General features: G+C 54.0%; 17 protein-coding genes. 7 read left to right on the plus strand and 10 right to left on the minus strand.

All coding sequences use genetic code 11. The annotated features are described in order from the left end of the window. Positions 1-10 precede the first annotated feature (10 nt). The 3 genes from bamB (at position 11) to QMG90_RS06660 (ending at position 3,038) form a co-directional block, all read left to right on the plus strand. Positions 11-1,189 carry an outer membrane protein assembly factor BamB gene (bamB, locus tag QMG90_RS06650; protein ID WP_283283088.1) on the plus strand — a complete coding sequence of 393 codons (1,179 nt, stop codon included), beginning with the start codon at positions 11-13 and terminating at the stop codon, positions 1,187-1,189. 83 nt (positions 1,190-1,272) lie between these two features. Next, positions 1,273-2,751: a ribosome biogenesis GTPase Der gene (der, locus tag QMG90_RS06655; protein ID WP_283283089.1), complete on the plus strand. Its 1,479-nt coding sequence runs from the start codon at positions 1,273-1,275 to the stop codon at positions 2,749-2,751. A gap of 65 nt (positions 2,752-2,816) precedes the next feature. Next, complete coding sequence (locus QMG90_RS06660) at positions 2,817-3,038, plus strand: zinc ribbon domain-containing protein (protein ID WP_283283090.1); 222 nt, start codon at positions 2,817-2,819, stop codon at positions 3,036-3,038. On the opposite strand, the gene QMG90_RS06665 is transcribed toward QMG90_RS06660, so the two are convergent. The 3 genes from QMG90_RS06665 to xseA all read right to left on the minus strand — a co-directional run bounded on the left by QMG90_RS06665 (position 3,035) and on the right by xseA (position 5,849). Continuing rightward, a complete protein-coding gene (locus QMG90_RS06665; RefSeq protein WP_283283091.1) occupies positions 3,035-3,385 on the minus strand; it encodes a protealysin inhibitor emfourin in 351 nt (116 codons plus the stop codon). The two genes, QMG90_RS06660 and QMG90_RS06665, sit on opposite strands and share 4 nt — an antisense overlap. Beyond that, complete coding sequence (locus QMG90_RS06670) at positions 3,386-4,411, minus strand: M4 family metallopeptidase (protein ID WP_283283092.1); 1,026 nt, start codon at positions 4,409-4,411, stop codon at positions 3,386-3,388. 64 nt (positions 4,412-4,475) lie between these two features. Continuing rightward, complete coding sequence (xseA, locus tag QMG90_RS06675) at positions 4,476-5,849, minus strand: exodeoxyribonuclease VII large subunit (RefSeq protein ID WP_283283093.1); 1,374 nt, start codon at positions 5,847-5,849, stop codon at positions 4,476-4,478. Between the two features lie 160 nt (positions 5,850-6,009). Here xseA and guaB point away from each other — a divergent pair, with 160 nt between their 5' ends. Both guaB and guaA read left to right on the plus strand, forming a co-directional pair. Continuing rightward, positions 6,010-7,476 carry an IMP dehydrogenase gene (guaB, locus tag QMG90_RS06680; RefSeq protein ID WP_054179430.1) on the plus strand — a complete coding sequence of 489 codons (1,467 nt, stop codon included), beginning with the start codon at positions 6,010-6,012 and terminating at the stop codon, positions 7,474-7,476. Between the two features lie 71 nt (positions 7,477-7,547). Then, entirely contained in the window at positions 7,548-9,125 is a 1,578-nt protein-coding gene (gene guaA, locus QMG90_RS06685) for a glutamine-hydrolyzing GMP synthase (protein ID WP_283283094.1), read from the plus strand. 55 nt (positions 9,126-9,180) lie between these two features. On the opposite strand, the gene QMG90_RS06690 is transcribed toward guaA, so the two are convergent. From QMG90_RS06690 to QMG90_RS06700, 3 genes are all read right to left on the minus strand, one after another. Continuing rightward, a complete protein-coding gene (locus QMG90_RS06690) occupies positions 9,181-9,534 on the minus strand; it encodes a VOC family protein (RefSeq protein ID WP_283283095.1) in 354 nt (117 codons plus the stop codon). Positions 9,535-9,952: 418 nt separating this feature from the next. Continuing rightward, a complete protein-coding gene (locus QMG90_RS06695; protein ID WP_283283096.1) occupies positions 9,953-10,747 on the minus strand; it encodes a hypothetical protein in 795 nt (264 codons plus the stop codon). A 273-nt stretch (positions 10,748-11,020) separates the two neighbouring features. After that, positions 11,021-11,200 carry a YfgG family protein gene (locus QMG90_RS06700; RefSeq protein ID WP_283283097.1) on the minus strand — a complete coding sequence of 60 codons (180 nt, stop codon included), beginning with the start codon at positions 11,198-11,200 and terminating at the stop codon, positions 11,021-11,023. A 373-nt stretch (positions 11,201-11,573) separates the two neighbouring features. On the opposite strand from QMG90_RS06700, the gene QMG90_RS06705 reads away from it, so the two are divergent. Then, complete coding sequence (locus QMG90_RS06705) at positions 11,574-13,817, plus strand: EAL domain-containing protein (protein WP_283283098.1); 2,244 nt, start codon at positions 11,574-11,576, stop codon at positions 13,815-13,817. Here the strand turns inward: QMG90_RS06705 and ppx are convergent. From ppx to purM, 4 genes are all read right to left on the minus strand, one after another. After that, a complete protein-coding gene (gene ppx, locus QMG90_RS06710) occupies positions 13,814-15,355 on the minus strand; it encodes an exopolyphosphatase (RefSeq protein WP_283283099.1) in 1,542 nt (513 codons plus the stop codon). The genes QMG90_RS06705 and ppx overlap by 4 nt on opposite strands. Positions 15,356-15,358: 3 nt before the next feature. Beyond that, positions 15,359-17,419, minus strand: coding sequence for a polyphosphate kinase 1 (gene ppk1, locus QMG90_RS06715; RefSeq protein WP_283283100.1), 2,061 nt, complete (start codon positions 17,417-17,419; stop codon positions 15,359-15,361). 209 nt (positions 17,420-17,628) lie between these two features. Next, the gene (purN, locus tag QMG90_RS06720) at positions 17,629-18,270 is read right to left on the minus strand and encodes a phosphoribosylglycinamide formyltransferase (RefSeq protein WP_283283101.1); all 642 of its coding nucleotides are present in this window, start codon (positions 18,268-18,270) and stop codon (positions 17,629-17,631) included. After that, positions 18,270-19,307 carry a phosphoribosylformylglycinamidine cyclo-ligase gene (gene purM, locus QMG90_RS06725; RefSeq protein WP_283283102.1) on the minus strand — a complete coding sequence of 346 codons (1,038 nt, stop codon included), beginning with the start codon at positions 19,305-19,307 and terminating at the stop codon, positions 18,270-18,272. Before purM ends, purN begins: the two co-directional genes overlap by 1 nt. 248 nt (positions 19,308-19,555) lie before the next feature. On the opposite strand from purM, the gene QMG90_RS06730 reads away from it, so the two are divergent. After that, positions 19,556-20,986, plus strand: a complete 1,431-nt coding sequence (locus QMG90_RS06730) for a 6-phospho-beta-glucosidase (RefSeq protein WP_283283103.1) — start codon at positions 19,556-19,558, stop codon at positions 20,984-20,986. Positions 20,987-21,002 lie beyond the last annotated feature (16 nt).

Below are 21,002 nucleotides of genomic sequence, written 5' to 3' on the forward strand. Positions count from 1 at the left end.
GAGGGACGCGATGCAATTGCGTAAATTACTTTTGCCAGGACTGCTTTCAGTGACTCTGCTGAGTGGTTGCTCGTTATTTAACAGCGAAGAAGACGTTGTCAAAATGTCTCCGCTGCCAACGGTTGAAAACCAGTTCACGCCGTCCACCGCATGGGACACCTCGGTCGGTAGCGGGATTGGCGATTTCTACTCCAACCTCCATCCGGCTTATGCGGACAGCGTGGTTTATGCCGCTGATCGCAAAGGCACTGTGAAAGCAGTGAATATGGATGACGGCCGTGAAGTCTGGTCAGTGAACCTGGCAGAAAAAGACGGCTGGTTCTCGCATGCGCCGGCACTGCTCTCTGGCGGTCTGACTGTTTCTGGCGGTCATGTGTATGTCGGCAGTGAAAAAGCGAAAGTGTATGCCCTGAATACCGGCGATGGCACCGTAGCATGGGAAACCGTGGTGGCGGGTGAAGCACTCTCTCGTCCGGTCGTCAGCGATGGCATGGTGCTGGTACACACCAGCAACGGCCAGTTGCAGGCGCTGAACGAAAGCGACGGTGCGGTGAAGTGGACCGTTAACCTCGATATGCCGTCTCTGTCTCTGCGTGGTGAATCTGCGCCTGCGACCGCTTATGGCGCTGCGATTGTTGGCGGTGATAACGGCCGCGTCAGCGCTGTGCTGATGCAACAGGGCCAGATCATCTGGCAGCAGCGTATTTCCCAGGCCACCGGCGCGACGGAAATTGATCGCCTGAGCGACGTCGATACCACTCCGGTTGTGGTGGAGGGCGTGGTTTATACGCTGGCCTACAATGGCAACCTGACCGCGCTGGATCTGCGTAGCGGCCAGATCATGTGGAAACGTGAACTGGGCTCGGTAAATGACTTTATCGTTGATGGCGACCGTATCTATATGGTCGATCAGAACGACCGCCTGTTGGCGCTGACCACTGACGGCGGCGTGACGCTGTGGACGCAGAGCGATCTGCTGCACCGCCTGCTGACCGCGCCGGTGCTGTATAACGGCAGCCTGGTCGTTGGCGACAGCGAAGGCTATATGCACTGGATTAACCCGCAGGATGGCCGCTTTGTGGCGCAACAGAAGGTCGACAGCTCCGGCTTCCTGACCGATCCTGTTGTGGCAGACGGCAAACTGTTAATCCAGGCAAAAGACGGCACGCTGTACGCGATTACGCGTTAAGTCAGTCGTCGTGAGTTGTAATAAACGGCTCCTGTTCAGTCAGGGGCCGTTTTACTGTTTTTAGAATTGAAGAGGCATTTAACATGGTACCTGTGGTCGCGCTTGTCGGGCGCCCTAACGTAGGAAAATCCACGCTTTTTAACCGCCTGACGCGTACCCGTGACGCGCTGGTTGCGGATTTTCCGGGTCTGACTCGTGACCGTAAATACGGTCGTGCTGAAGTGGAAGGCCGTGAGTTTATCTGTATCGATACTGGTGGTATCGACGGCAACGAAGAGGGCGTGGAAACCCGCATGGCGGAACAATCGCTGCTGGCGATTGAAGAAGCTGACGTGGTGCTGTTTATGGTCGATGCGCGCGCGGGCCTGATGCCTGCGGACGAAGCGATTGCTAAACACCTGCGCTCCCGCGAAAAACCCACCTTCCTTGTGGCGAATAAAACTGACGGTATCGACCCGGATCAGGCCGTGGCAGACTTCTGGTCGCTGGGGCTTGGCGAGATCCACCCGATTGCGGCATCGCACGGTCGTGGCGTCGCCAGCCTGCTGGAGCACGTGCTGCTGCCGTGGATGGAAGATGTCGAGCCTGCGGAAGAAATCGACGAAGACGCCGCGTACTGGGCGCAATTCGAAGCAGAACAGAACGGCGAAGCAGTTGAAGAGCCGGAAGACGATTTTAACCCGCAGGATCTGCCGATTAAGCTGGCGATTGTGGGCCGCCCGAACGTGGGTAAGTCAACGCTAACTAACCGTATTCTTGGTGAAGAACGCGTGGTGGTTTTCGACATGCCGGGCACCACCCGCGATAGCATCTATATCCCGATGGAACGCGATGAGCGCGAATATGTGCTTATCGACACTGCCGGGGTGCGCAAGCGCGGCAAAATCACCGACGCTGTCGAGAAATTCTCCGTAATCAAAACGTTACAGGCAATTGAAGACGCCAACGTGGTGATGCTGGTGATTGACGCCCGTGAAGGCATTTCCGATCAAGATCTCTCGCTGTTGGGCTTTATCCTCAATAGTGGGCGCTCACTGGTCATCGTGGTTAACAAGTGGGACGGTCTGAGCCAGGAAGTGAAAGAGCAGGTGAAAGAGACGCTTGATTTCCGTCTGGGCTTTATTGATTTCGCCCGCGTACATTTTATCTCCGCTCTGCACGGCAGCGGTGTGGGTAACCTGTTTGAGTCAGTGCGTGAAGCCTATGACAGCTCTACGCGTCGCGTCAGCACCGCCATGCTGACACGTATCATGAACATGGCTGCAGATGATCATCAGCCGCCGCTGGTGCGCGGTCGTCGCGTGAAGTTGAAATACGCACATGCGGGTGGTTACAACCCGCCGATTGTGGTGATCCACGGCAACCAGGTTAAAGACCTGCCGGATTCCTACAAGCGCTATCTGATGAACTATTTCCGCAAATCGCTGGATGTAATGGGTACGCCTATCCGTATTCAGTTCAAGGAAGGGGATAACCCGTTTGCCAATAAGCGCAATACGCTGACCCCGAACCAGATGCGTAAGCGTAAACGTCTGATCAAACACATCAAGAAAAGTAAGTAACCCCGCCCGGCTAGCCTTCTCCCGAGAGGAGAGGGCTGGCGTGATGGGAAAAGTGAGGAGGAACGATGGAACTCAACTGCCCGACCTGCCACCACCCGCTTGAGCTGGACAACGGTGCGGCGCACTGCGCGACCTGCAATAAAGACATCCCGCTCGAAGCGCGCTGCCCTGAGTGCCACAAGCCGCTGGACGTGCTGAAAGCCTGTGGCGCGGTAGATTATTTTTGCCAGAACGGTCACGGTCTCATTTCAAAAAAACGCGTTGAATTCGTGCCGCTGAGCGCTTAATCGCACACGCAATCTTCCCCTTTTTGCCAGAGGTCCACCAGCGACGGCGGGGCCTCCTGTTCCGGTACCAGAATAATAATATCGGTGTATTGCGCCTGATTGTGCTGGGTCCAGATGATCTGAATGCGGAAATAGCGCTGATCGCCACGCCCCGGTGATTCCGGCTGCCCCGGCGGCATACCACGCGGCACCGACTGCTGAAGAATATCAATCACCCGCTGGCGCTGAGCAGGTTCCAGTGAGGCGAGGGTGATCCTGCGCTGGCCGCTGAGCTTTGGAATAAACGCCACACCGCCTTCACGCGCCAGTTCAATGACCGCGTCATCGGTCAGATCCGGTATCTGCATTTACATCACCCCCACGGTTTTCCATGCCTGTTCGATAGCGGTTGCTGTCTCTTTCCCGGAGCGCTTCTCGCCGTGGGCAATAGTCAGCTTCGCGAAATCGATGAAATCGGCGTCCTGGGCGAGGGCGCGATCGCAGACGGTATCGTACCAGGCATATCCCGCTTTTTCCCACGCATAACCGCCCAGTGCGGAGGCTGCCAGATAAAATGCCCGGTTAGGAATGCCGGAATTCAGATGCACGCCGCCGTTATCGTCGCGGGTTTTAATAAAGTCTTTCATATGGGCAGGCTGCGGATCTTTGCCTAACAGCGGATCGTCATACGCCGTACCCGGTGCCGACATCGAGCGCAGCCCTTTGCCGTTGATGCCTTTCGCCAGCAGCCCTTCGCCAATGATCCAGTCAGCCTCATCGGCACGCTGTTTGAGATGGTACTGTTTCACCAGCGAACCGAACACGTCGGACAGCGATTCGTTCAGCGCACCGGATTGCTCGAAATAAATCAGTCCGGCTTCGGTCTCTGTCACGCCATGGCTGAGCTCATGCGCCACCACATCAATCGCGATGGTAAAGCGGTTGAAGATCTCGCCGTCACCATCGCCAAAGACCATCTGTTGCCCGTTCCAGAATGCGTTCTGGTATTCGCGCCCGTAATGGACGGTACCGGTCAGAATGAGCCCTTTGTTGTCGAGCGAATCTCGCTTGTAGTGTTGCCAGAAAAATTCATGGGTGATGCCGAGATAATCGTACGCCTCATCAACGGCAACATCGCCGTTAGACGGATGCCCTTCGCTGCGCACCGGTGTGCCGGGCAGATCCTGGGTGTTTTTGGCATCGTAAATATCGCGCTCGAGCTGCCCGGCTTTGCTGACGTGCGGTGCGGCGGGTTTTCCCGGCATATGCGCCATTAAGGTCTGGACGTGCGTCAGGGTCTGACGAGCGCACTGCTGTTGCGGCGCGGAGCCATGATCAATAATGCGGCGCAGAATGTAGGGGGGAATGACGCTGTAGTAATGGGTCGCTTTCATGCTGCTCTCCTTCGTTCTGGCAAAGCCGAATAAAAAAAGAAACAGTGTTCAGTGTAAGCGAGTTTTAGCCTTTCTTCCGCTGACGCGGCTTTGGTGCCGTCTCAACCGTGGTGACTTCGCTTCTCACCCAGCCGTCGGATACGCGGGTGGTCAGCAGATCACCGGTTTTGACTTGTTTCGTCTGTTTGATGGCTTTGCCATCCGGTGCGGTGGTCACGCTGTAGCCGCGCGCCAGCGTGGAGAGGGGGCTGACCGCTTCGAGATGCGTGACCGCATTACCAAAGCGTTCCCGCGTGGTGCTGAGGCGAGCGCGGATGTTTTCCGCCAGCCGGTATTCCAGTTGCCGGACGCGCGCCTGAGCGCGGAAAATACGCGGCTGTGGATCCTGCTGATTCAACCGTTGCAGCAGGCGCTGTTGTTGTTGTCCGGCGCGTTTGAGCTGGGTTTCCAGTGCGACATTCATGCGCTGGCGCATGCGATCCAGCACCGTCTGCTGGCGTGCGAGGCGCAGTTGTGGATGTTGCTGTTGCAGACGATGGTGCAGTTGCGTGAAACGACGATGACGATGCGCCAGATAGTAATCCATCGCCATTTCCAGCCGCTGCTGACCGGACTGGATCTGGCGCAGCAACTCTTGCTGATTACGGCTGACGATTTCCGCAGCGGCGGACGGCGTGGGCGCTCGCAGGTCCGCGACAAAATCCGCGATGGTGACGTCGGTTTCATGACCGACGGCGCTGACGACCGGGATCAGGCTGGCAAAAATGGCGCGCGCCACGCGTTCATCGTTGAAGCTCCACAAATCTTCCAGTGAACCGCCCCCGCGCCCGACAATCAGCACATCGCACTCCTGACGGCGATTCGCCAGTTCGATGGCGCGGACAATTTGCGCAGGCGCGTCGTCTCCCTGCACCGCGGTCGGGTAGATAATGACCGGCAGCGATGGATCACGGCGTTTGAGGACGTGCAAAATATCATGCAGCGCCGCACCGGTTTTGGAGGTGATCACCCCGACGCAATGCGCGGGTGAGGGCAGCGCTTTTTTGAACTGCTGATCGAACAGCCCTTCGGCACTGAGCGCCGCTTTCAGCTGTTCGTATTTCTGCTGAAGCAAACCTTCCCCGGCGGGCTGCATGCTTTCAACAATGATTTGATAATCGCCGCGCGGCTCGTACAACGTAATGTTCGCGCGAACCAGCACCTGCTGGCCATGCTGAGGGCGAAACGTCACCCGGCGGTTGCTGTTGCGGAACATCGCACAGCGCACCTGGGCGTTGTCATCTTTCAGTGTGAAATACCAGTGACCGGAAGCGGGCTGGGTAAAATTGGAGATTTCGCCGCTGATCCACACCTGGCCCATCTCTTTTTCCAGCAGCATTCTCACCGACTGATTCAGGCGGCTGACGGTATAAATAGAGGGGGATTGAGAGGGTAACATGTGAGCGAGATCAAATTCTAAATCAGCAGGTTATTCAGTCGATAGTAACCCGCTGGCAGGGGAGCGCAAGCTTTATTTGCAAAAAAGTGTGGATGCAATCGGTTACGCTCTGTATAATGCCACGGCAATATTTAATATCACCCAGGTAGAGATATTGCCCATGCTACGTATCGCCAAAGAAGCACTGACGTTTGACGACGTCCTCCTCGTTCCCGCTCACTCCACTGTTTTGCCGAATACTGCCGACCTCAGCACGCAGCTGACGAAAACCATTCGTCTGAACATCCCTATGCTTTCCGCCGCGATGGATACCGTTACGGAAGCGCGCCTGGCTATCGCGCTGGCGCAGGAAGGCGGCATCGGCTTTATCCACAAAAACATGTCCATCGAACGCCAGGCGGAAGAAGTTCGCCGCGTGAAGAAACATGAATCCGGCATCGTGACCGATCCGCAAACGGTTCTGCCGACCACCACATTGCGTGAAGTGAAAGAGCTGACCGAGATTAACGGCTTCGCAGGCTACCCGGTTGTCACCGAAGATAACGAACTGGTCGGCATTATCACCGGCCGTGACGTGCGTTTCGTGACTGACCTGACGCAGCCTGTCAGTGTTTACATGACGCCGAAAGAGCGTCTGGTCACGGTGCGTGAAGGCGAGACTCGCGAAGTGGTACTGGCGAAAATGCACGAGCGCCGCATCGAGAAAGCGCTGGTGGTTGATGATAATTTCCATCTGCTCGGCATGATCACCGTAAAAGATTTCCAGAAAGCAGAACGTAAACCTAACGCCTGTAAAGATGAGCATGGTCGTCTGCGCGTTGGCGCGGCGGTTGGGGCTGGCGCCGGTAACGAAGAGCGTGTTGACGCGCTGGTGGCGGCAGGGGTTGACGTGCTGCTCATCGACTCCTCACACGGCCACTCCGAAGGCGTTCTGCAACGCATCCGCGAAACCCGCGCGAAATACCCAGATCTGCAAATCATCGGCGGCAACGTTGCCACTGGCGCTGGCGCACGTGCGCTGGCGGAAGCGGGCGTGAGCGCGGTGAAAGTCGGTATCGGCCCGGGCTCCATCTGTACTACCCGTATCGTTACTGGCGTAGGTGTTCCGCAGATCACCGCCGTTTCCGACGCGGTTGAAGCGCTGGAAGGCACTGGTATTCCGGTGATCGCTGACGGCGGTATCCGTTTCTCCGGCGACATCGCCAAAGCGATTGCCGCAGGCGCTGCTGCTGTGATGGTCGGCTCCATGCTGGCGGGTACGGAAGAATCCCCGGGTGAGATCGAACTGTATCAGGGCCGCTCTTACAAATCCTATCGTGGGATGGGCTCACTCGGCGCGATGTCCAAAGGTTCTTCCGACCGTTATTTCCAGACCGACAACGCGGCTGACAAACTGGTGCCGGAAGGCATCGAAGGTCGTGTGGCCTACAAAGGTCGCCTGAAAGAGATTATCCACCAGCAGATGGGCGGCCTGCGCTCCTGTATGGGGCTGACCGGTTGTGGTACTATCGACGCGCTGCGTACCAAAGCGGAATTTGTACGCATCAGCGGTGCGGGTATTCAGGAAAGCCACGTTCACGACGTGACCATCACCAAGGAATCCCCTAACTACCGCCTCGGTTCTTAATGATTTCTGCGCCCGGTGCTTCCACCGGGCGCTTACTTTCACTCATTGCCATTTGCCCGGAACAACCGTCAATGACCGACAATATTCATAAACATCGCATTCTTATCCTCGACTTTGGCTCTCAATACACTCAACTGGTTGCCCGCCGCGTACGCGAATTAGGCGTTTACTGCGAACTGTGGGCATGGGATGTCACCGAAGCGCAAATCCGCGACTTCAACCCCAGCGGCATCATTCTTTCCGGTGGCCCGGAAAGCACCACCGAACACAACAGCCCTCGCGCACCGGAATACGTGTTCAACGCAGGCGTTCCGGTTCTCGGCGTGTGCTACGGCATGCAGACCATGGCAATGCAACTGGGCGGCCATGTTGAAGCCTCTAACGAGCGCGAATTTGGTTACGCGCAGGTTGAAGTAAAAACCGACAGCGCGTTTATCCACGGTATCGAAGATGCGCTGACTGCTGAAGGCAGACCGCTGCTGGACGTCTGGATGAGCCATGGCGATAAAGTCACTGCCATCCCGTCAGATTTCGTCACCGTTGCCAGCACCGAAACCTGTCCGTTCGCCATTATGGCTAACGAAGAAAAACGCTTCTACGGCGTACAGTTCCACCCGGAAGTGACCCACACCCGCCAGGGTCTGCGCATGCTGGAGCGTTTTGTACGTGATATCTGCCAGTGTGAAGCCCTGTGGACGCCGGCAAAAATCATCGACGATGCGGTAGCACGCATTCGTCAGCAGGTGGGCGACGATAAAGTAATCCTCGGTCTGTCCGGCGGCGTGGATTCCTCCGTGACCGCCATGCTGCTGCATCGCGCCATCGGTAAAAACCTGACCTGTGTTTTCGTTGATAACGGTCTGCTGCGTCTGAACGAAGCCGAACAGGTGATGGACATGTTCGGCGACCGTTTTGGTCTCAATATCGTTCACGTTCCGGCGGAAGAGCGTTTCCTGAGCGCGCTGGCGGGCATTGACGATCCGGAAGCAAAACGTAAAACCATCGGCCGCGTTTTCGTTGAAGTCTTCGATGAAGAAGCCTTAAAGCTGCAAGACGTGAAATGGCTGGCGCAGGGCACTATCTACCCTGACGTCATCGAATCTGCCGCATCTGCCACCGGCAAAGCGCACGTCATCAAATCTCACCACAATGTTGGTGGCCTGCCGAAAGAGATGAAGATGGGCCTCGTCGAGCCGCTGAAAGAGCTGTTCAAAGACGAAGTGCGTAAAATTGGTCTGGAACTGGGCCTGCCATACGACATGCTGTACCGCCACCCGTTCCCTGGGCCGGGCCTCGGCGTTCGCGTGCTGGGCGAAGTGAAGAAAGAGTTCTGCGACCTGCTGCGTCGTGCAGATGCCATCTTCATCGAAGAACTGCGTAAAGCGGACCTGTATGACAAAGTCAGCCAGGCGTTCACCGTCTTCCTGCCAGTTCGCTCCGTTGGCGTTATGGGCGATGGCCGTAAATACGACTGGGTCGTCTCGCTGCGTGCAGTTGAAACCATCGACTTCATGACCGCCCACTGGGCACACCTGCCGTACGATTTCCTTGGCCGCGTGTCTAACAGAATCATTAATGAAGTGAATGGGATTTCGCGGGTAGTGTATGATATCAGCGGTAAGCCACCAGCGACGATTGAGTGGGAGTAACCCCGCCGTTAGTTGCCTGAAATACAAAGCTCGCGTTATCGCGGGCTTTTTCTTTTCATGAGCGGTGCGACAGGATATTTACCACCTTGCCCAACGGATCCCGCACATAAAAACGACGCACGTTCCAGGGCTCGTTCGTAATGGGATACACAATCTCAAAGCCTTCGGCCTGCGCGCGTTCGTAGACCTCATCCACGTTATCGACTTCAACGGATATGTCAGGCACCGGCGTTCCCGATCCGCCTTCACACGCCACGCTGACCTGCGTTCTTGCTTTTGCGTCACTGGCAAACGTCAGGATCCAGCCGTGATCCATAACCATGTCCATTCCCAGCAGCCGTTCATAGAATGACCGTGCAAGCTGAGGATCCGCCGTGGCAAGATTGGCGACGATGCGTAATACTGCCATCTTTTTTCCTTTTGTCGAGGATGATGAAAACGGTGATATCAGTGATTTTAGTGCATATATTTAGATATTCGACTTAGCGATTCTTTTGCTTAAATAAATACCGAGCAGAACGGAGACATAGCCCAGGCTTCCCGACAGGAACATGAGTATGACTCTGAGGGGATTAGTACCGAACCACATTGAAAACATAGACAAAAAAGCGAAGGAAATAATGAGTAGCGACCATCGCCATTTAATAAAAGCGGAAAGGACAATGACCGGAAGTATAATGTAGCGCATATAAAACATGACGAAAACCAGCGATACACCATGACTCCGTGGACGGAAATGGTTCATGTACCACTCATGCCCAATCTCATGAACCAGAAAAACAATAAGGCAACCAGTAAAGGCAATGATGAACCGGATTAATAGTTTTTTATGTTTTCCAGATACCATATTTTTTAAAATCATCCTCGTTTATGGAAACACCTAAGGTAGCAGGATCAACGTCGTTGCTGATTTCTGTCGTCACTACCGAAGGATACGTACCGCCTGTTGCTTTTGTTACATAAGCAAATTTTTTGTTTGCATAGAGAGCCCCTCTAAGAACAAAAAAATTGTCATATTCATTGGAATAATCTGACTCACCCGTTATTGTTCCTGAGCCCCAATCTATGCCAATTTTTACTGTGTTTGTAATGCTGTGAGTATCGCGGAAGGTATCTACGGCAAAAGGGATTTGGCCTACAGCGTCAGTCCAGTAAGGGATATTTTCTATCAGGGTTAAAAGATATCCGGCACCACCATCGGGGCTCTGTTTCCAGTCACCATCAAGGTTGTTATAAAAACTGTAAGACGGTCTGTCTATTAAAGAAAACCTTGCAATGTCCGACCATGCGAAAACCTTCCATGCATCGCTAATATAATTGGCATTATTAACATATAATAGTTCACGATAATTATCTGCTAGTGGCTCAAACCACTGGTATTGAAATTTATCATAAAGTTGTTGTGCAGTCATTACACTGTATGTGTCATTTTTACCGCCTCGCAGAATAAAAAGAACGTCTGCGTTTTTTCGGGTTATGATCAGAATTTTAGGGATAACTACATTTTGTATTTTGTTTTCCTTTGCGGGTGCCGTTCTTCCTTTCACCACTAATGCTGTTTTCCCATCTTTTGTTTCAATATGGTACGTTTTTCCATCCACTTCTACATTAATTTCTTTCACCGTACAGTTTCCTGGCAAGTAATAAATAAACTGCATGAATCTATTCTACCGACAGAATATATATAAGCTATTTGTTGCGTGTTTCTTGATCTGACGGGGAAATATTTCGCGCATTCTCGTAAGAAAAAAAGATTATCTGCGTGATAGTTACATGAAGGAACAGCACTGTAAACGCCTGAAACAGACAAAAAATGCGAAGGCGGAATGAGGGAATCTACAGATGTTGGATCTGCCACCGACTGGAATAACCGCCTTATCTACGGCAAAAAGAAGTTATCGCTGTTGCTGGGCAGGGGCTTCGGAGGTCAGGCTGGTTTGCTGCGCTTCTTTTTTGTCCTGATGATGATACCAGGCGCCGATGGAGGAGTAGACGAAGCGGCCAAAAAAGAAGAGGAAACTGATAAGAAGTACGATCCGCGTCATTCGACCGTTAAATCGATGTCGTTTTCGCATACTGGTGGCCTGGCTGCTCACAAAGGGTTCCTTCAGATATACCCACAATTTGGGCGGTGAATATATTAAGGCACAGCGCGGCGCGAGGGTCAATCAAGGGAAGTGTAAAATTGCGTCAGCTCAAACATTAACCAATATTATATAAAATAAGAGTGTATCCATGGCCTCTATAGCGAAGCCGGGCTATCGCAAGAAAAAGTCTAATAAGTGATTCCCTGTCGATGATTATTTGATTTAAGTCAACCACCATGCCCGACAGCCCACTAAACTCTTCCCTCGGTCCCGCGCTGACAGTTGTTGCGCGGTAGGTATGGCCAGGTTGGATGCCTGTCTGAATATCCCTTCAGGAACCAGGGTACTCTCTCGAGCATCAATGAGCTTGTATACACGCTACAAAAAATACAGAGATAAATGGTGGGCGTTGCCACTGTTTATCCCCGTCCTGTTACTTCCAGTCATTAATATCGCTAATACATTTGCCTCGCTGGATGGTCGCGATGTCGCACTTTATTACCTGCCGCTGGCGTTAATGTTAAGCCTGATGCTATTTTTCGGCTGGGCGGCGTTGCCGGGCATGATCATCGCGCTCTGGTTGCATATCACCAGACACATGCCGCCGCTTGAGTCAGTGGGGGTGATTTTCAACTTTCTGATCCCGATAATCCTGAGCTGGGGTGGCTATCGCGCCTGCGTTCCACGGCGCTATATGGTGTCTCACGGCACGGTGCGGCTGATGGCGCAACGGGTTTTCTGGCAGATGTTTTTTCCAGCAACCCTCTTTCTGGTGCTGTTTCAGTTTTCCGTTTACCTCGGCCTGCAAACAAGCCGGCTTGAGATGGAAGGCGTCAGCCCGCTGAGTTTACGCACGATTATCAACTATCAGGCGCTGTTGGTGGGTTGTTTTACCGGTGTGCCGCTATGCTATCTCCTCATTCGGCTTATCCGCCATCCGCGTCATATACGCAGCTATGTCTCGCAGTTGCGCCGTCAAATTGATCCTAAAATCAGATGGCCGGAAGGCATTGTGTGGTGGGTGGCGCTGATAGCGTTATTGCTGATGCTGCTACGGCCAATGAGCGACAACAGCTCGATATTCAGCACCAACTATACGCTGTCGTTATTGCTGCCGGTAATGCTCTGGGGCTCAATGCGCTTTGGCTATCGCTTTATGTCGCTCATCTGGACGCCGGTGCTGATTGTCGCTATCCATTTTCACTATCGCTATTTGCCGGTCTATCCGGGCTACAGTAATCAGTTAGCGATTACGTCATCGAGTTATCTCGTCTTCTCATTCATCGTTGTTTATATGGCGATGCTCTCCACGCGCCAGCGGCTGATCCATCAGCGCGCCCGCCGGATGGCCTACCTGGATCCGGTGGTGCATATGCCGAATCTACGTGCGCTGAGCCGTGCGCTGACGACGACGCCCTGGTCTGTGCTCTGTTTTTTGCGGGTACCTGAGCTGGAGGTGCTTGGGCGTCACTATGGCGTGATGATGCGGATCCAGTACAAGCAAAAAATTGCCGAGTGGCTGAAGGACGTTCTGCTCGCTGATGAAGATGTTTATCAGCTCTCCGGTCACGATGTCGTGGTGCGTCTTAATACTGAAGGCTATCAGCGTCGTATTGACGAGCTGGACGCGCGGGTAAAACAGTTCCGTTTCAACTGGGATGGTATCCCTCTCCAGCCGCCGGTCGGTATCAGCTACTGCTACGTTCGTTCGCCGGTGACGCACCTCTCTTTGCTGCTGGGCGAGCTGAGCACAATTGCCGATCTGTCGCTCAGCACCTCGCACCCTGAAAGCCTGCAACGCCGTGGAGCGATGCATCTGCAGCAGGGGCTGAAAGATAAAGTCGCGATGATGAATCAGATCCAGCAGGCGCTGGAGCGCAATCTCTTCCGGCTGTTTGCGCAGCCGATTGTCGGCGTGCGTGGCGACAGCTACTACGAAATCCTGTTACGCATGGAAAACGCGGACGGTCAGTATATCGGTCCTGACGCCTTTCTGCCGGTGGCGCAGGAGTTTGGGTTGTCGTCGCGTATCGATTTATGGGTACTGGAGAAAGCGCTCGATTTTATAAACCGTAATCGCGTGGCGTTACCGGGGTTGCGCTTTTCACTGAATATCACGCCTTCCACTGCCTGTGGCGCTGGCTTTCCTGACGCAGTGATAAACCTGCTGGGGAAATACGCTATCGAGCCGTGGCAACTGATTTTTGAACTGACGGAGAGGCAGCCTGTTCCTCATCCCGAACAGGCGAGGCAGACGATGCGCTATCTCCAACAAATGGGCTGTCGGGTGGCGATTGATGACTTCGGCACCGGCTACGCCAGCTATACGCGATTAAAAGATGTCGATGCCGATATGCTTAAAATCGACGGGAGTTTTATTCGCAACATTGTGTCCAGCAGCCTGGATTATCAGATTGTGGCGTCGATTTGCCAGTTGGCGCGGATGAAGAAAATGCTGGTGGTGGCTGAATTTGTGGAGAACGATGAGATCCGCGATGCGGCGATATCGCTGGGGATTGATTATCTGCAGGGGTACGGCATTGGCAAACCAGATCGGCTGGAGGATCTGGTTGCCAGTGCGCAGGAACAGGCGGAGGTCGCTTAAGCCGCGATCTCCGGTGAATCTTCCTCGGTGATTTTCAGCATCCAGCCGGTAACCGCTTCCCAGTACTGTTGCTCTTTTTCGAGATCAAGCAGCACCAGCGCATTCTGGCTGAACCAGTCATGCGGGAAGCACAGCGTCCAGTGGTGGGCTTCGGTTTTCAGCGTCAGAACCGGCGGTGTGGTCGTCGCCTGACGCTGATTATTCAGCAGCACGCCAAGACGCAGCAATTGGATCATCGGCAGGAATTGTTTCTTTTTGAATAGCGTAAAGCGCGGCAGATCGTCGAGCTTAATGGCTTTGCGACAGCAGCGCACCAGCGTCGCCATTAACGTCTGCTGTTCCTGGTTAAACCCGGGCAGATCACTGTTTTGCAGGATGTAGGCCGAGTGGCGGTGCATGCCGCTGTGATTGATGTTCAGCCCCACTTCATGGAGCATTACCGCCCACTTCAGCAGCGCGGCCAGCTGCGGATTTGCAAGCTTTGGGTTTTGCGCTTCCCACTGATTGTACATGTGCATAGTGGTGTCGAGCACACGCCCGACCTGATCGCGGTCGATGTTGTACTGGTTTGCCAGACTCTGCGCCGTGCGGCTGCGGATATCCTGATGACGGAAGCGGCCTTCCATTTCATACAGCACACCCTCACGCAGAGCGCCGTCAGAAAGGCGAAGCTCTTTGATCGCCAGCGAATCGAATACGCCGCAAAGAATCGCCAGACCCGGCACAAACACCGCTTTACGTTCGTCGGAGAGACCCGGCAGGGTGAGTGCATCGAAGCTCTTATACTTCAGCAACTCATTCACCAGCATTTCCAGACGTTCCGGGGTGATGAAACCGTCTTTTTCGCCCATCTCCAGCAGCACTTCGTGTGCGGCTTTGATGGTGCCGGACGCGCCCAGTGCAACGTTCCAGCCGTGAATGCGGTACTGCCAGGAGAGCGTTTCCAGCTTCTGGATGGCAGAGAGACGCGCACGCTGGAAATTCTCTTTGCTGATAACGCCGCCAGGGAAGTACATCTGTGCGAAGCTGACGCAACCCATACGGCGGCTTTCCACCAGCCGGGGTTCAAAGTCTTCGCCAATCACCAGTTCCGTCGAGCCACCGCCGATATCAATCACCAGCTTGCGGCCTTTTTCCGGTTGTGTGTGTTCAACGCCCATAAAAATCAGGCGGGCTTCTTCGTTACCGGGGATAATTTCAATCGGGTAGGGGATGACTTTTTCCGCGCGTTTCAGGAACTCTGCCGCGTTCTGCGCCTGGCGCAGCGTATGAGTGCCGACGATACAAACGCTGGAGGCAGAAAAACCCTGCAGACGCTCAGCAAACAGCGACAGGCAATTTAGCCCGCGCTCAATCGCTTCTTCGCTCAACATGTTATTTTCATCAAGGCCATCCGCCAGATGCACGCGCTGCTTCAGACGGCCAATGATCTGCATTGCGCCGTCGACAACGCGGGCGATCACCATATGAAAACTGTTTGAGCCGAGGTCGACCGCAGCAAATTCCTGCGGTCGTGAGGTTTGATCTTGTATGGACATAGATTAATCGGGTTGCTCTAGTGATTTGAGATAATCATAGATCGCCAGTTGCGCGCGAACCTTACGACGATTGCCGCGCGGCACATAGCAATTACTCAGTTCTTTATCAATATACCGCGCCTTCACCGTATCGCTGAACAGAATATCAATAATATCGAGAATACGCTGTTTCAGTCGTGGGTCGAGAAGCGGTGCGGCAACCTCAATACGGTAATCGATGTTGCGCGTCATCCAGTCGGCGGAAGAAAGATACACGTTTTTATCGCCGCCGTTTTCAAAAATATAGATGCGATCATGTTCCAGATAGCGGTCAACGATGCTGATCACGCGAATATTGTCACTGATGCCTTCCAGTTCCGGGATCAGCGAGCACATCCCGCGAATCAGCAGATTGACCGGCACGCCTGAGCTGGAGGCCGCATAGAGTCTGTCGACCAGCCCTTTGTCCACCAGGTTGTTGAGCTTCAGCGTGATGCCCGATGGCAGACCGTTCTGCGCGTTGGCAATCTCTTTATCGATCATCTCATACAGCAGACGACGCGAGTTTTGCGGCGACACCAGCAGATAATCAAAGTTAACAGGGCGATAAGGGTTTTCGATAAAGTTGAAGACCCGGCGCACTTCGTTGGTGATACGCGCGTCGGCGGTCAGCAGCGAGTAGTCGGTATAAATCCGCGCCGTTTTCTCGTTGAAGTTACCGGTGCCGATATGCGCATAGCGCACCACTTCCTCGCCCTCTTTGCGGGAGACCAGGAACAGCTTGGCGTGAATTTTTAACCCAGGCGCGGAGAAGATAACGTGCACGCCGGCGGCGGTCAGACGCTTCGCCCAGATAATATTGGCTTCTTCGTCAAAGCGCGCCTGCAGTTCCACCACCACGGTCACTTTCTTACCATTGTGCGCAGCGTGGATCATTGCATCGATGATGCGCGAGTCTTTCGCCACGCGGTAGATGTTGATTTTGATCGCCAGCACGTTCGGGTCAAACGAGGCCTGACGCAGCAGTTCAAGCACATGTTCGAACGTATGGTACGGATAGTAGAGCAGCACGTCGCGTTCGCGGATGGCATCAAAGCCGTTGCGGAACTTGTCGAACCAGAGATGGCGCAAACGCGGCAGCGGTCTGTTGACCAGATTGGCTTTGCCGACGTTCGGGAAGCCAATAAAATCTTTAAAGTTGTGGTAGCGGCCACCCGGCACGATGGAGTCGTAGCGGGAGATGGACAGTTTTTCGCGCAGCATTTCCACCATCGCGTCCGGCATGTCACGCTGATAAACAAAACGTACCGGCTCAGCGGTCAGACGCTGTTTCAGACTCGATGACATCAGCTCCATCAGGCTGGATTCCATCTCGTGCACCAGGTCGTACTCGGCGTCACGGGTCATTTTCATCGAGTAGGCGTTCAGCGCATCGTAGTCAAAGAAGCCTTTGAAAATATCATCCAGGCAGTAGCGCAGAATGTTGTCGAGCAGGATCATCGGCTTGCGGCGGCGCGGGGTTTCCGGCGGCAGGTTAACGAAGCGCGGCACTTTATCAGACGGAATTTCCAGCAGCGCGTAGCGAATGGTTTCGCCGCGAATGATCTCCACGGCCAGATAGGTGTAGTCATCTTTCAGGAACTGCACCAGATTGGTTTCGCGGTTGATCAGAATCGGGGATATATGCTGGCGCAGATACTGCTTAAAGTAGTGACGCAACCACTCCTGCTGGTTGACTGACAACTGACGCTCGTTAATCAGGAAGATCTGATTACGCGCCATTTCCAGCAGCAGTTCGTTGTACAGGTTGTCGAATTCCTGATCATCTTTCAGTACCCGGGCCTGAATTTTACCCAACAGATGACGTGAATGGGCGGTAATACCTTGCTCTTCGCTGATGATGATGCGACGTTTGAGTTCCGCAAAACGAACTTTGTAGAATTCATCAAGGTTATTGGAATAGATACCCAGAAAGCGCATGCGCTCGATCAGCGGGTTGCTTTTATCGGCCGCCTCCTGGAGTACACGTTCGTTGAAGGATAACCAACTTAACTCTTTCTCGATATATAGCTTTTCCTGGCCCATTACTACTCACACTCCGGTTCATTCACGGGACGCGGCAAATCCGTCTCAACGCGTATATTGCTAGCTTTACTGTAGGATGTCCAATGTGCCAGATAAGTATGACAGTTTTCCGGCAGGACGTGATGGCGCGGTAAAAAAAGAGAAGGTATTCAGGAAGGTAATAAATAAAAACGCCTCTTGCCGCACCCGCACAAGAGGCAATACTGCGTTTATTCTTCTGCTGCGTAACCCTGCAGTGGCAGCTTAGCGCCATCCAGCCAGGCGGCGTTGTCATGCATCTGCAGGCGACCGTCAACAAACCAGCTCACCACCAGCGGGTAGATGGCGTGCTCCTGCGCCTGAACGCGCGCTGTTACATCCGCTTCGTCATCGCCTTCAAATACCGGTACTTTGGCCTGCAAAATAACCGGGCCGCCATCCAGTTCGTCGGTGACAAAATGTACGGAGGTACCGTGTTCTTCATCGCCGTTTTCCAGTACCTGACGATGGGTATATAACCCGGGATATTTCGGCAGAAGGGAAGGGTGAATATTGAGCAGGCGGCCCTGATAGTGGGCGACAAATTCCGGGCTGAGAATGCGCATATATCCGGCCAGCACGACAACGTCCGGCACGTAAATATCGATTTCACGGATCAGTTCGCGATCGAACGCTTCCCGGCTGGCGAACTGGCTGGCTTCCAGCGCATGGGCGGGAATGTCAGCCTCGCGGGCGCGTTCAAGGCCGAACGCATCGGCCTTATTGCTGAACACGGCGCGCAGCGTGCCATTGATATTTCCCTGCTGACAACCGTCAATGATGGCCTGCAAATTACTTCCGTTGCCGGAAATAAGTACAACGATGTTCTTCATTACTCAATGACCACACGCTGTTCAGAATCGGACTTTTTGATATAGCCGATTTTCCACGCGTTTTCACCTTTCTCGTTTAACAGCGTTACGGCGTTATCGGCCTGATCTGCCGGCAGCGCAATCACCATGCCCACGCCGCAGTTAAAGGTGCGGTACATTTCGTGACGGCTGACGTTGCCGTTCGCCTGCAGCCAGTGGAACACTGCCGGCCACTGCCATGAGGATTCGTCAATCACTGCCTGGGTGTTATCCGGCAACACGCGCGGAATGTTTTCCCAGAAACCGCCGCCAGTCAGGTGGGCGATGGCATGAACGTCGATTTTCTCGATCAGTTCCAGTACCGATTTTACGTAGATGCGGGTCGGCGCCAGCAGATGATCGGCAAGCGGTTTGCCGTCGAGCTGCATGGTCTGCGGATTGCTGCCGCTCACTTCCAGAATTTTGCGTACCAGCGAGTAGCCATTAGAGTGCGGGCCGCTGGAGGCCAGCGCCACCAGCACATCGCCATCGGCGACTTTTGAACCGTCGATGATTTCTGATTTTTCCACCACGCCAACGCAGAAACCGGCCACGTCGTAATCATCGCCATGGTACATGCCAGGCATTTCAGCGGTTTCGCCGCCGACCAGCGCACAACCTGACTGCAGACAGCCTTCGGCGATGCCGTTAATCACGCTGGCGGCGGTGTCGACGTCCAGCTTGCCAGTGGCGTAGTAGTCGAGGAAAAACAGCGGCTCTGCGCCCTGCACGACGAGATCATTCACACACATGGCGACCAGATCGATGCCGATGGTGTCGTGACGTTTCAGATCCATCGCCAGGCGCAGTTTGGTGCCCACGCCATCAGTGCCGGAAACCAGTACCGGTTCGCGGTATTTCTGCGGCAGCGCACAGAGCGCGCCAAAGCCGCCGAGCCCTCCCATGACCTCCGGGCGGCGGGTTTTCTTTACCGTGCCCTTAATTCGGTCGACCAGTGCGTTACCTGCGTCAATATCAACACCGGCATCTTTGTAGCTAAGAGAGGTTTTGTCGGTCACAGCGAAATCTCCGCGCGTTTGCTTGCGATAGAAGTAAAAAACGGCGCCATTCTATCAGTCAAAGCAAACGTTTGCGAGCCTGCTTTGCGTTCATTTTTACGCAGGCGATATTTCCGCCGTTGCGGTGGCTTAACTTGATACCGTTCACGAAAATGAAACCGGGTACATTCTTATTCTTGCATCATATTACTGGCTTGCACATCATTCACTGAAACCGGTTTCTGTGATGTAAAAATGAGGGAAAGCGAATGTCTGGATTCAAAGCAGGATTCTTATGGGGTGGCGCGGTCGCGGCGCATCAACTGGAAGGCGGCTGGCAGGAAGGCGGTAAAGGAGTCAGCGTGGCGGACGTCATGACCGCCGGCGCGCATGGGGTGCCACGCGAAATCACCGATGGCGTGTTGCCGGGCAAAAATTACCCGAACCATGAGGCGATCGACTTTTATCATCGCTACAAAGACGACATTAAACTCTTCGCGGAACTGGGCTTCAAATGCTTCCGCACCTCCATCGCCTGGACGCGTATTTTCCCCAACGGCGATGAGCAAACGCCGAATGAAGCAGGCCTGCAGTTTTATGACGATCTGTTCGATGAGTGCCTGAAATATGGCATTGAACCGGTCGTGACGCTGTCGCACTTCGAAATGCCGTATCACCTGGTGACTGAATACGGCGGCTGGCGCAACCGCAAAATGATCGACTTCTTTGTGCGTTTCGCGAAAGTGGCGTTTGAACGTTACCAGCACAAAGTGAAGTACTGGATGACGTTCAACGAGATTAACAATCAGGCCAACTTCCATGAAGATTTCGCCCCGTTCACCAATTCCGGGCTTAAGTATCAGCCGGGTGAAGATCGCGAACCGGTGATGTATCAGGCTGCGCATTACGAGCTGGTCGCCAGCGCGCTGGCGGTGAAAGCCGCACGGGAGATTAACCCGTCCTTACAGGTTGGCTGCATGATCGCCATGTGCCCGGTTTACCCGCTGACCTGCGCACCGGACGATATGATGATGGCGATGAACGCCATGCATCGTCGCTACTGGTTTACCGATGTCCACGTGCGCGGAAAATACCCGCAACATCTGCTGAACTACTTTGCCCGCCGCGGTTTTGCGCTGGATATCACCGATGCTGATCGCACGGCGCTGGCGCAGGGTTGCGTGGATTACATCGGCTTCAGCTATTACATGTCCTTCGCTACGAAAGCCACAGCCGATAACCCGCGTTTCGACTATGACGAAACCACCAGCCTGGTCTCCAACCCGTATGTGCAGAAATCCGACTGGGGCTGGCAGATTGACCCGGTGGGCCTGCGCTACTCGCTGAACTGGTTCTGGGATCACTATCAGTTGCCGCTGTTTATTGTCGAAAACGGTTTTGGCGCCATTGATGTCCAGGAAAGCGACGGCTCAGTGAATGACCAGTACCGCATTGATTATCTGGCCGCGCATATCCGCGAAATGAAAAAAGCGGTGGAAGAGGATGGTGTTGACCTGATGGGCTATACGCCATGGGGTTGCATCGACCTGGTCTCTGCGGGCACCGGTGAGATGAAAAAACGCTACGGCTTTATTTATGTTGATAAAGACAACGAAGGGAAGGGCACGCTAAAACGCAGCAAGAAAAAATCCTTCGACTGGTATCAGCAGGTGATTGCCAGCAACGGCGAAAATCTTTAATTTTGTCCTCCATGCC

The organism is Trabulsiella odontotermitis, assembly GCF_030053895.1.
In the GTDB taxonomy this organism is placed as follows: domain Bacteria; phylum Pseudomonadota; class Gammaproteobacteria; order Enterobacterales; family Enterobacteriaceae; genus Trabulsiella; species Trabulsiella odontotermitis_C.

Coding starts and splice junctions, on each gene's coding strand:
- der (WP_283283089.1), top strand. CDS start 1,273: ATGGTACCTGTGGTCGCGCTTGTCGGGCGCCCTAACGTAGGAAAATCC.
- xseA (WP_283283093.1), bottom strand. CDS start 5,849: ATGTTACCCTCTCAATCCCCCTCTATTTATACCGTCAGCCGCCTGAAT.
- QMG90_RS06670 (WP_283283092.1), bottom strand. CDS start 4,411: ATGAAAGCGACCCATTACTACAGCGTCATTCCCCCCTACATTCTGCGC.
- QMG90_RS06690 (WP_283283095.1), bottom strand. CDS start 9,534: ATGGCAGTATTACGCATCGTCGCCAATCTTGCCACGGCGGATCCTCAG.
- QMG90_RS06660 (WP_283283090.1), top strand. CDS start 2,817: ATGGAACTCAACTGCCCGACCTGCCACCACCCGCTTGAGCTGGACAAC.
- ppk1 (WP_283283100.1), bottom strand. CDS start 17,419: ATGGGCCAGGAAAAGCTATATATCGAGAAAGAGTTAAGTTGGTTATCC.
- bamB (WP_283283088.1), top strand. CDS start 11: ATGCAATTGCGTAAATTACTTTTGCCAGGACTGCTTTCAGTGACTCTG.
- QMG90_RS06730 (WP_283283103.1), top strand. CDS start 19,556: ATGTCTGGATTCAAAGCAGGATTCTTATGGGGTGGCGCGGTCGCGGCG.
- QMG90_RS06700 (WP_283283097.1), bottom strand. CDS start 11,200: ATGCGAAAACGACATCGATTTAACGGTCGAATGACGCGGATCGTACTT.
- ppx (WP_283283099.1), bottom strand. CDS start 15,355: ATGTCCATACAAGATCAAACCTCACGACCGCAGGAATTTGCTGCGGTC.
- guaB (WP_054179430.1), top strand. CDS start 6,010: ATGCTACGTATCGCCAAAGAAGCACTGACGTTTGACGACGTCCTCCTC.
- guaA (WP_283283094.1), top strand. CDS start 7,548: ATGACCGACAATATTCATAAACATCGCATTCTTATCCTCGACTTTGGC.
- purN (WP_283283101.1), bottom strand. CDS start 18,270: ATGAAGAACATCGTTGTACTTATTTCCGGCAACGGAAGTAATTTGCAG.
- QMG90_RS06665 (WP_283283091.1), bottom strand. CDS start 3,385: ATGCAGATACCGGATCTGACCGATGACGCGGTCATTGAACTGGCGCGT.
- QMG90_RS06705 (WP_283283098.1), top strand. CDS start 11,574: ATGAGCTTGTATACACGCTACAAAAAATACAGAGATAAATGGTGGGCG.